The 11,786-nt window shown below is 37.2% G+C and carries 6 protein-coding genes; all 6 read left to right on the top strand.

The genetic code is table 11. The features are described 5' to 3' along the window. Positions 1–546 precede the first annotated feature (546 nt). The 6 genes from BZG02_RS16270 (at position 547) to BZG02_RS16295 (ending at position 11,698) form a co-directional block, all read left to right on the top strand. Complete coding sequence (locus BZG02_RS16270) at positions 547–2,436, top strand: right-handed parallel beta-helix repeat-containing protein (protein WP_101262654.1); 1,890 nt, start codon at positions 547–549, stop codon at positions 2,434–2,436. A 272-nt stretch (positions 2,437–2,708) separates the two neighbouring features. Then, positions 2,709–5,798: a SusC/RagA family TonB-linked outer membrane protein gene (locus tag BZG02_RS16275; protein ID WP_180335754.1), complete on the top strand. Its 3,090-nt coding sequence runs from the start codon at positions 2,709–2,711 to the stop codon at positions 5,796–5,798. A gap of 15 nt (positions 5,799–5,813) precedes the next feature. Then, a complete protein-coding gene (locus tag BZG02_RS16280) occupies positions 5,814–7,613 on the top strand; it encodes a RagB/SusD family nutrient uptake outer membrane protein (RefSeq protein WP_101262659.1) in 1,800 nt (599 codons plus the stop codon). A gap of 17 nt (positions 7,614–7,630) precedes the next feature. Next, positions 7,631–8,116, top strand: a complete 486-nt coding sequence (locus BZG02_RS16285) for a DUF5018-related domain-containing protein (protein WP_218972274.1) — start codon at positions 7,631–7,633, stop codon at positions 8,114–8,116. A gap of 550 nt (positions 8,117–8,666) precedes the next feature. Beyond that, positions 8,667–10,217: a sulfatase family protein gene (locus BZG02_RS16290; protein ID WP_101262663.1), complete on the top strand. Its 1,551-nt coding sequence runs from the start codon at positions 8,667–8,669 to the stop codon at positions 10,215–10,217. A gap of 32 nt (positions 10,218–10,249) precedes the next feature. Then, on the top strand, positions 10,250–11,698 hold the full coding sequence (locus BZG02_RS16295; protein WP_101262700.1) for an arylsulfatase: 1,449 nt from the start codon (positions 10,250–10,252) through the stop codon (positions 11,696–11,698). Positions 11,699–11,786 lie beyond the last annotated feature (88 nt).

Below are 11,786 nucleotides of genomic sequence, written 5' to 3' on the forward strand. Positions count from 1 at the left end.
TATCAATGCAAAAAAGGTAGAGATAGGCAAGCTTGCATCTATTTTAACGAAGATACAGCGGAATAGAAACATGTTACAAGATGTGTTTTGATGTTAATTTGGTATAAGCTGAGGCACTGCTCCAAACTAAAAAGGAATAGTGATAGCTGGATGCGATTCATTTCGAAAATTAAGAATACGATGCTTATCCTATGGGAATACACTTAAAGGTTTTGAATACCAAATTTTCCAGGTAAAGAATAAACGTTAAAATAGGAGTTTCGATTTGATGTATTTCCATTTTTCTTACCACTATTTTTATTCAGGCTTAGGTAGGTAGATATCTATTTTAGAGCACTCTAGAGTAGAATATTTATATCTGTGAGTAAATGTCTTGTAGCTCTCCGTAAAAGCTTTGAAATATACTCATAGATACATACTATTTACTCAAGCTTACCTTTCCTTTTGGTAAAAAATGAATTTTTGTAACCAGTCTGTTAACGATTGCGGAAGTGAAGTTGCAAGTGAATCGTTACGATCAGTTTAAAATTCAATTTTACCTATAGAATGAAAAGAAATCAAATTATTTATAGTATTCTCTCATTGTTTGTTGCGATACTTTGTGTGAGTTGGGTGAGTGGTTCCGAAAAGGGAACAAATGTGGTTTTTACTACCAGTATAAGCGAAGATGCAACGCCAGCAGTATTGGCCAGAATCATGCAGGCAGATGAAAATCCAATTTCTGAAATCAAATTCGAAAAAGGAACTTATCATTTTTATCCCGATAAGGGACTAGAAGAGTACTGTCATATTTCCAATCATTGCGATGTGATGGTGAGTACCGCTTTTCCGATTCACGATTTTAAAAATCTAACCATCGACGGACAAGGATCTACTTTTATTTTTCATGGAATCATGATTCCTTTTTTAATTGATAAGAGTAAAAATATTACGGTGAAAAATTTATCTGTGGATTGGCACGAGCCTTTTCATAGCGAAGGCGTAATTATTGCAAATGATGAGGCCAAGAATACTTTTGATATGCAGCTATCAGAAAAGTATCCGTACGAAATTCGAAATGGTCAAATTTATTTCATTAAAGAATACTACGAGCACAATTTAGGGCAAACAATTCTTTACGATCCGGCAAGAAAAGCCATCACCTTTGATACCGAAAGTTATACCAACCTAACTACTACAAAAAAATCGGAAGTACAGCGGTATCTCGATACTATTGATTACAAATATGAGGTGGATTTCCGCGGACCAGAATATAAAAATTTAGGTCGCGAGGATCGATTGTTAGTGGAGGAATTAAAGCCCGGAGTAGTTCGTATTCACAATCATGGCAAAAAAATTCCTCAGGTTGGAATGATATTAAGTGCCAAGGGAGAACAAGGATTCAATCGGGTTGCACCAGCATTCAGGGTGACTCATACTTATGGTTTTAATGCTAATGATGTAACTGTTTATCATGCCGGAGGAATGGGTTTAATTGCCGAGAACTCTGCCGATTTAATTCTAGATCATTTTAATGTAATTCCACCCGAAGGAAGAATGGTTTCTACTACCGCAGATGCCACTCACTTTGTAGGTTGTCGAGGAAAAGTGGTACTTCGCAATTGTGTGCTTACCAATCAGTTGGATGATGCTGCCAATATTCACGGCACCTACCAAAAAATTGTGGATGTATTGGACGATTATCGTATTGGTGTGCGAATGGGACATTCTCAGCAAAAAGGGTTTGTGATAGGAATTCCAAACGACACTTTAGGTTTGGTGCGTTTGAGCAATTCATTTTATCCTTATCAGCAGCTTACCATTAAAAGTTCAGAATATTTAAATGGAAGGTACCAAATCATTACACTGAACGAAAAATTACCGAAAGAAATTAAAGTTGGCGATTTAATTGAAAATCTATCTGCTTATCCTGAATTGTTAGTGGAAAATTGCATCATTAAGGGAAACCGAGCACGTGGTTTGTTGCTTTCTACGCCTAAAAAAACGGTGATAAAAAATAATTTTTTCAGTACTGAAATGGAAGCTCTGCTAATTCCAGTGGAAAGCGGTCATTGGTACGAATCGGGTAACGGTGCTAATATAACGATTACCGATAATGTGTTTCAAGATTGTAACCATAGTGGTTTAAACCGAGGAATTATTCGTTTCGAAACCGATGATGACAATGAAAATATTGCATTTCATAATATCGAAATCACCAATAACCAGTTCAATCAGTTCGACAATTTGATTCTAGAAGTTTCAAATACCGATCATCTAAAATTTATAGATAATACCATTACCAATTCAGGAACCTTTCCCATGCTATTTCCCGAAAATCCGGCGATAATAGTGGAATCCTCTAAGAATATTGTTTTTAAAAATAATACCTACTCCGGAAAAGCCAGGCAAATTCTGGTTTCCGATGAGTCGGTACCCAATTTAAAGTTTCACTAATTTAATCTCTAACTGTTTATGATTACAACGTTTTTTTTATCTAAAGAGCCTGATTCAGGTTAATTTTTGATGGTCATACTTCTTTCGGCAACCGAAAGAAAGTAGGAATCAATTCTGTTAAATTGATTCATTATTACTGATAATTTAAATTGCAAAAAATCCAAATTGAAGGAATCAAATTTTTATTAATGCAATTGTTTGCGTTAGATTTGAAGATCTGTTTTGGGAATTGCAGGAAAGTAATACCTAATCAAATGAAAAATATTAATAATATGATAGTATTAAAGAAAGTGTTAGGGCGATATCTGCTCTTAACCTTATTTGCTCTGCTATTTTGTGGCTTTGGAGCAAAAGCCCAAGAGCTTGCCATAACAGGAACAGTAGTAAGTGCCGAAGATGGCTTTGGAATTCCTGGTGTTAGTGTTATTATTAAAGGAACAACAACCGGAACTGTTACTGATATGGACGGTTTGTATTCTATAAAAGCAAACATGGGTGATGTACTTCATTTCAGTTTTATTGGAATGAACGAACAGGATGTTACCGTTGCAAAATCGGTAATTGATGTTACTCTTAATGCCGACGTAATTGGTCTTGAAGAGGTAATTGCCATTGGTTATGGTACAACAACAAAACGGAAAGCTGTAGGAGCCATTTCAACAATGAAAGCAGAGCAATTGGAAGCAACTCCTTTTGCAAATGTGGGAAATGCATTGCAAGGACAAGTTGTTGGTTTGGTAGTACAAAATAATGGTGGTGGTCCAGGTAGTTCCCCATCTATTTCCATCCGTGGTGGAGGAGAACCTCTTTACGTAATTGATGGAGTAATTACTTCTTCCGAAGATTTTAACGCATTAAACTCCGAAGATATCGAAACAATTAGTTTCCTTAAGGATGCATCTGCAACAGCAGTTTACGGATCCAGAGCGGGTAATGGTATTGTGTTGGTAACCTCAAAAAAAGGAACCGATGGGAAAATCAAAATCAATTATTCTTATAACTATCAGTTAAGCGAGCCAACTACACTTCCAGACATGTTAAATTCTTACGAGTATGCAAAGCTTCAAAATGCAGCCAATGCTTATGATGGAACCGATTTAACTTATAGCGATGCTCAATTGGAAGCCATTCGTACTCATTCCGATTTAGATACTTATCCGGACAATAACTGGCCCGATTTAACCTTGAAAGATTTTGCCACAGAACAACGTCATAATCTTTCCTTGACTGGAGGAGACAAAAGAACAAACTATTTTGTATCTCTTGGATATATCGATCAGGGAGGTATTTTAAAAGACGATGTGGTTAATTATGAGCGATACAATATTCGTAGTAATATGAACACCAAATTCGAAAAAATTGGTTTGGAAATAGGCGTGAATATTAATGCAAGTATCGAGAATTATAAGGAACCATCAGCTGGGATGTATAGCATTTGGAGAGCCGTGAATCAAAACACAAATCCATTGTATCGAGCATATAATTTAGATGGAACTTTAGCTGGTGGAGGTAATGGAGATCACCCAATAGCGATTTCAAGTAAAGACGCTGGTTATAAAAAAACCAGAGATAAATTTATTAATGCACAACTTAGTGCCAATTGGGCTGTTCCAAACGTGAAAGGGTTAAAGTTAGGTGTTATGGCTAACTATCGCGACGGAGATGGTTGGGGTAAATTGTGGGAGAAAAATGTTCCATTATACATGCAGGACGGTTCGGTACAGGCACAACCAACACCAGCTCTAACTGTTGATTCATATTACAGCGAGCGTTTGTATTTCGAAACAAGTGCGTCTTATGCCAATACTTTTGGAAAACATGGTGTTGAGGGTACATTAGTTTACAATCAAACCACCAGCAATTATGAAGAAATGTCTGCTTATCGCAGAGATTATTTGTCGAGTGCGGTAGATCAGCTTTTTGCAGGTCCGGTAGATGGTAAAGATAATAACGGAACCGAAAAAGAAGGCGCCAATGCAGGTTATGTATTTAGGGTGAAATACGATTACGATTACAAGTATATTTTCGAATTAAGTGGTCGTTACGATGGAAATGACAATTTTGCCAAAGGTGAAAAATGGGGATTTTTCCCAGCTACCTCTTTAGCTTGGAATATTTCGGAAGAAAACTTTATGGATGCGCTTAATGATAAAAACATTGTGAATACTTTGAAATTAAGAGCTTCTTATGGAGAAACTGGTGTAGACGAAAATGTGAATAGATTCGGATACATTCCAGTTTATAATCTGGAAACGAGTGCATACACAATTGGTAATTCATTGGTGAATGGATATTCCGAGGGTAATTTAGTTAATCCAGAAGAACTATCATGGTACACCAGAAAATCATTGAATTATGGACTCGATTTTTCTTCTTTAAACAATAAGTTAAGTGGTAGCTTTGAGTATTTCTTTTATAAAACTACTGGTTATTTACAAAGTCCTAAAGACACCTATTCTCAGCCATTAGGTAAGGATTTACCTCAAATTATTTCCAAATCGGAACAACGAAGAGCAGGATACGAATTATCGCTTCGTTACAAAGGAAAAGTGAACGATTTAAGCTACGAAGTAGGCGTAAACTATTCTTACTATAACCAACTTTGGAAGCGATTGGATACAGAATTAGAATCTACGCTAAAAAATCCGTACCTAAGAGAAACCAACAGAACCGATTATTGGGCTGGTGGAGCAGTTTACTTATCGGATGGATTGTATCAGAATAGCGATGAGTTCTTGAACTCAGCTCGTTTACCTGGTTCTACCCAAACACAGAGTGGTGATATTCGTTACCAGGATGTGAACGGCGATGGTAAAATTGACGAGCAGGATAAGCGATTGGTAGGATTGCCATCGAAACCTCATGCAAATTATGGCATCGATTTTAGTCTGAAATACAAAGGCTGGTCTATGAGCGGATTGTTCCAAGGAACAGGAGACCGTTACATTGCGTTTGACAATTTTATGGTGGTTGAGGCCAAACGACGTACTTACGATTATCAATTAGATTATTGGACTCCAGAAAATACAAATTCTTTGTTTCCAAGAGTTTCACATCTTGAGGGAGTGAATGGTGGTAATAATAGTAACGAAGATAACAGATCTGATTTTTACTTGAAAAATGCGAAATATTTTAGATTGAAAAATCTTCAGATTGGATACGATATGAAAAATAAGGTATTGGCTGATGTTTCCTGGATTTCGTCTTGTAAAATGTATATAAGCGGAACCAACTTATTTACCATCTCTGATGTGATGGATTATTTTGATCCAGAGCAAGCTGAAGCGTCCGAAACAGGTACTCAATCGTATGGATATCCAGTACAGCGTACTTATTCTTTTGGTATAAATGTTGGATTTTAATAAAAACTAGAAGCAATGAAGAAAATAGTAATATATATACTAATAGCAACCACAGGCATCCTCGGTTTTTCATGTAGTGATAGTTTGTTGGATACCAAACCACTCGATAAGTATACTGGTTTGGAAGTTTGGAATGATGTAAACTTAACTCAAGGATTTATTTACAATACGTATGCATCAGTGATTCCTGAGATGACAGTAAATCCTTTGGATCCGCAAGCTCGTTTTGGTGGCGTTGGTTGCGATGATTATACCGATAATGTACTGACACGTACTTCGAATAATATTGCACGTGATTTAATTGATAAATACTTTGATGCAGGTTGGGCTACCAATAATTCTTACTCTTGGTTTGGAAAAGCTCCACTAGGAAATAAAGCTCCAGTGAAAGAGAATTCTTTTGAGGTGATTCGCGATTGTAATTTAATTATCGAGGAGGTTACTGCTTCCGAAGGAATTAATGAGGTAGAAAAACCAGCTTTAATTGCACAGGGAAAAATGTTACGTGCTTTAATTTATTTCACCAAAGCTCGTTTATTTGGAAAATATGTAATTGTTGATAAGGTACTTACAACAGATGATGATTTAAAGTTGCCACGTACTTCTACCATCAAAGAAACTTACGATTTTATTATTAAAGACCTTCAGGAGGCAGCTGTTGATTTGCCAGCAGTTGGTGTTGCAGGTAAATTAACTAAAGGCGCTGCTTATGCCATGCTTGCCGAAGTTGCACTTCATGGTGCTGCTTATATCGAAACTGGCAAAGAGGACTATTATCAGATTTCTAAAAAGGCAAGTGAAGATTTATTTGATTTGGGATACGGTTTAGAGGATGATTACGAAGCATTGTTTAACGATTATGAGAAAGCTTCTGCTTCCAACGAAATTATTCTTGGATTGTTTAAGCACATCGATGCTACTTGGTATCAACAAACCTTAATGCAGGGAACGGTTCCAAATATGGAAGTTTCGGCAACAACAGGAACTCCTAAATTGAACGAATCTTTTTTAGGCTGGACCGAAATTTGGCCTAGTTGCGATCTTGTAGATGCTTATTTAATCGGAGATACAGATGGGCTTGCGAAAAAATGGGATGAAACTTCTTACTTTCAGGATTTTGAGACCAATGGAGGATATGTTTCTGAGGCGATTTACAATGAACACCGCGATGCACGATTTTATGCTTCTATTGTACAAGATTCATCCAGATTATTTTCCAATACAGTAACCACTCGTATTGGCGGTAATATGCACTATTCCGAAAGTACGAAAGGTACTAACCGTTCTACACCATCAGGATATTTTGTTAGAAAAGGCGTGTACGACGTGGACAATTTTAAAGCGGTAGTAAACACGAACTATCACCAAAGTATTACCCGTTTGGGTAGAGCATACCTAAATTATGCTGAGGTTTTATTGCGCTTAAATCAACCTGGCTTGGCAACAGACTATATCAACTACACAAGAACAACACACGGAAAACTACCGGCATTGGCAAGTGGTTTAAGTACTAGTGAGGTGTGGAATTGGTATAAGATTGAACGTAGAGTGGAGTTGTTTTTTGAGAACGATAGATATTGGTCATTGCTGCGTTGGGGAAAAGAAGATGGTGGAGGAGTTATTTCAGAAATGAATGATACCAAACATACTTTCTTCGAAATTTCTGCCGATGGAAAATCGTATGAAGTGAAAGACGTATTTTTAAGTGCAGGAAATCATGCCAAACGATTCTCTACAAAACGTTACTTATTTCCAGTTCCTCAAGCGGAGAGAGACTTAAATGAGAAGTTAGATCAAAACCCAGGTTGGGAATAATTAAAAATTAGATACTGATGAAAAAGATATTTAAATATATACCGGTTTTGTTTTTCATGTTGCTATTTACATCCTGTTTAAAATCAGGCTTGGATGATTTACCAGCTTACGAAGAAGCAAACATAGATAGTTTTAAGTTTGAGTACCGATGGGTGGTTAAAAATGGCGATAATGACCAGTTAAAGCTTTATCCGATGAATGTGGCAGCAACTATTGATACGATTGCGAATACTGTGGATTGTGTGATTACAGTTCCTAATCCAACCGATGTAGGTACAAAACCTAAGGATGATTTCCCAACGGCAATAAGAGAGCAGGTTACAGTAAACAATTTGGTTGGTTATTGTAGTATTTCTACTGCGGCAACTATGAAACCAGTAGGAGATGCTCCTGAATTGGGAGTAGTTGCTGATTATAGTGTAACACCAATACAGTACGAGATTACTGCGGCCAATGGTACCTCTAAAATATGGACAGTAACAATTTCCGATTTTATTAAGTAATTGGTTAGAATAGAATATTATGAGGTGAGTGAAGGGCTGGAACGTAAAGTTTTAGCCCTTACTTTTTTACAAATTTTATGGAACAAATAGCTAGTTTATTTTAAGCATAATTAAGATCGATTGTTATTTATTATTGATAAAAGTTGGGTTTGAGATTTAATAAACTAATGAATATTTCAAATAAAGATTTATCTGTTTACTGATTTTGCACTGTTAATAAAACAAATCTAAAACGCAGAAGTCCGTTCGGTTATAATTGAAAATGTCTGAAAGTCTGGTTTCATTATTTACGAATGTTTAATTCCTTAATAAAGCTTCCATTAGCATAAGATTTTATCTGTTTTGAACTGATGCAGACAATAAATTTATCGGTAGTAACAACGAGTTTTGTATAAACCAGCATCTTTGTTGTAAGCTGTGTTGCGATTTAAAAAATGACTTCGGATCCAATTATACTGGTTGGAATCTATTTTTTAGAAAGAATACCTGTTTACTTTTCTCGATAAACCGGGAATATCTATTTTGTAAAAAAACTAAAAATGATAAACGGATGAAAATAAAAAATTTAATTTGGTCGATTTTGGTGATCCCAAGTTTAATTAGTAGCTGTCAACCAGCTAAAAAAGCGGTTGAAGAGTCAGATACAAAACCCAATGTTGTGGTGATCTATTTGGATGATTTGGGCTACGGCGACTTAAGTTCTTACGGAGCTACCGAATTACAAACCCCAAATATTGATGCGCTTGCAGAAGGTGGAAATCGTTTTACCAATGCTTATGCATCTTCGGCAACTTGTACACCAAGTAGGTATGCACTTTTAACAGGTTCTTACCCATGGCGCAATAAGGAGGCAAAAATACTTCGAGGTAGTGCTCCCTTAATAATTGGTACCGATCAGCCAACACTTCCAAAAATGATGCAGGCAAACGGATACTACACAGGAGTAGTTGGTAAGTGGCATTTAGGTTTGGGTGCTGGCGATTTAGATTGGAACAAACACATAACTCCAGGTCCTAACGAAGTTGGATTCGATTATTCGTATGTTATGGCTGCGACTCAAGATCGTGTTCCTACTGTATTTATCGATAATGGAGATGTGGTTGGTCTGGATCCAAACGATCCTATCGAAGTAAACTACAACGAGAATTTTGAAGGGCAGCCAACCGGATTGGAGAATCCAGAGCTTTGCAGATTAAAATGGCATCATGGTCACAACGGCACTATTGTGAATGGGATTCCTAGAATCGGATTCATGAAAGGGGGAGAAAATGCGAAATGGGAGGATGAAACAATGTCTGGTCACTTTTTAGCATTGGCGCAAAAGTTTGTGAGAGATCATAAAGAAAAACCATTCTTTTTGTACTACGCCTTGCAACAACCTCATGTGCCTCGTACTCCAAATCCTGCTTTTGTTGGAAAATCGGGAATGGGTGCACGTGGCGATGTAATTTTGGAAGCAGACTGGACCATTGGAGAGTTTATGAAAACTATGAAGGAAGAAGGTTTATTGGAAAATACATTGATCGTTTTTTCAAGCGATAATGGTCCTGTATTGAATGATGGTTACAACGATGAGGCAGTAGAGAAATTAGGAAATCATAATCCTTCCGGGCCTTTACGAGGTGGAAAATATAGTCTGTTCGAAGCAGGAACACGAATTCCTTTTATCACCTATTGGAAAGGAAAAATTCAGCCACAAGAATCCGATGCTTTGCTTTGTCAGATGGATTTAATGGCTTCTATTGCTCAATTAATAGGAATCGAAGCACCAAAAACCGATAGTCAGAACCAATTAAGTGCTTTACTGGGCGAGAGCAAAATAGGTAGAGAAAACCTAATTATTGAAGCAACCTCGCGAACAGCAATCCGCCAAGGAGATTGGTTGATGATTCCGCCTTACAAAGCCAAAGCAGTAAACGAATTGGTGAATATCGAATTGGGAAATGCACCAGAATTTCAACTGTATAATTTAAAAGAGGATGAGGGAGAGCAAACTAATTTAGCAACAAGTAATCCTGAAAAATTGAAAGAAATGCTGGAGAGTTTTGAGACTTTACGTGGAAAAGATTACTCGAAAATTGAAAAAATAGAATTGAAATAAGTTTTTAGTAATCAATAAATCAGATGAATAAAATGAAAATCAGACTACTATTATCGGCTTTAGCCATAAGCGTTTCTTTCGTATCCTGCTCTGCAGGAAAAGAAAAAAAAGAGCAAGAAGTTAAAAAGCCTAATATCATATACATTTTGGCCGATGATTTAGGTTATGGTGATTTGAGTTGTTATGGACAAGAAAAATTTGAAACTCCAAACATCGATCAATTAGCCGGGCGAGGAATGAAATTTACGCAGCATTATTGCGGTTCTGCTGTTTGTGCTCCTTCTCGTTCTACTTTATTAACAGGAATGCATACTGGGCATACTCCTATTCGTGGGAATAAGGAGTTGGAAACCGAAGGACAAACAGCTATTCCTGCCAGCACACTAACCTTAGCCGAAGTGATGAAAACTGCTGGATATACAACAGGAATGTTCGGAAAATGGGGATTAGGCTTCACAGGGTCTGAAGGAGATCCTAACAAACAGGGTTTCGACGAGTTTTACGGTTACAATTGTCAGCGAATGGCTCATCGTTACTACCCACCTTACCTGTGGCACAATCAGGAAAAGGCGTATTTAGAAGGCAACGACTGGACCAATATGGTGACTTATGCTCCCGATAAAATTCAGGAAGCTGCCATTCAGTTTATTGAAGCGAATAAGGACAAGCCGTTTTTTGCTTACGTGCCTTTTACTTTGCCTCATGCCGAATTAATTTCTCCGGATGATTCTTTGGCTAAAATGTTCGAAGGAAAATTTGTCGAAGACAATGTTTACACGGCCGATGATTCTTATGCATCGGATTATGGACCGGCTATTGAAACTTATAAATATTGCCCGCAAAAAGCACCCTATGCTACTTTTGCTACAATGATTAGCCGCATGGATGCCTATGTAGGACAAATTGTTGCAAAACTCGAAGAATTAGGAATTGCCGAGAATACCATTGTGATGTTTGCAAGTGATAATGGGCCGCATACCGAAGGAGGAGCCAATCCTGAATTTTTTAATAGTGCAGGCGGATTGCGTGGTGTAAAACGCGATTTGTATGAAGGGGGAGTTCGTTCTCCATTTATTGTGGTGTGGCCAAATAAGATAAAAGCAGGTACGGTTTCCAATCATATCTCTGCATTTTGGGATGTGTTACCAACTTGTGCCGCTATTGCGGATGTAAAACCGACTTCTACTATCGATGGCATCTCTTTTTTACCAGAATTATTGGGAGAGGGAAATCAAAAGAAGCACGATTATTTGTATTGGGAGTTTGGTATTCAAGGTGGTCGTCAGGCAGTGCGAATGGGCGACTGGAAAGCTGTAGTTTACAATTTAAAAAAACAGGGCGAAATGCAGTTGTTTAATTTAGCCGATGATGTGGCAGAGACAAGCAATATTGCCGGTCAGCATCCTGATATCGTAGCTCAAATGAAAGGAATTATGGCAAAAGAACATGTAGATTCTGAGATTTTTCCATTGATGAATTAAGTTGGTTAGTACGTAAAATTTTACGAATTAAAAATAAAAAGGAAAGGTTTGGGCGGTTTTTAATCAAATCTCTGCAAACCTTTTTTTT

It is taken from the genome of Labilibaculum filiforme (genome assembly GCF_002843315.1).
Lineage (GTDB): Bacteria > Bacteroidota > Bacteroidia > Bacteroidales > Marinifilaceae > Labilibaculum > Labilibaculum filiforme.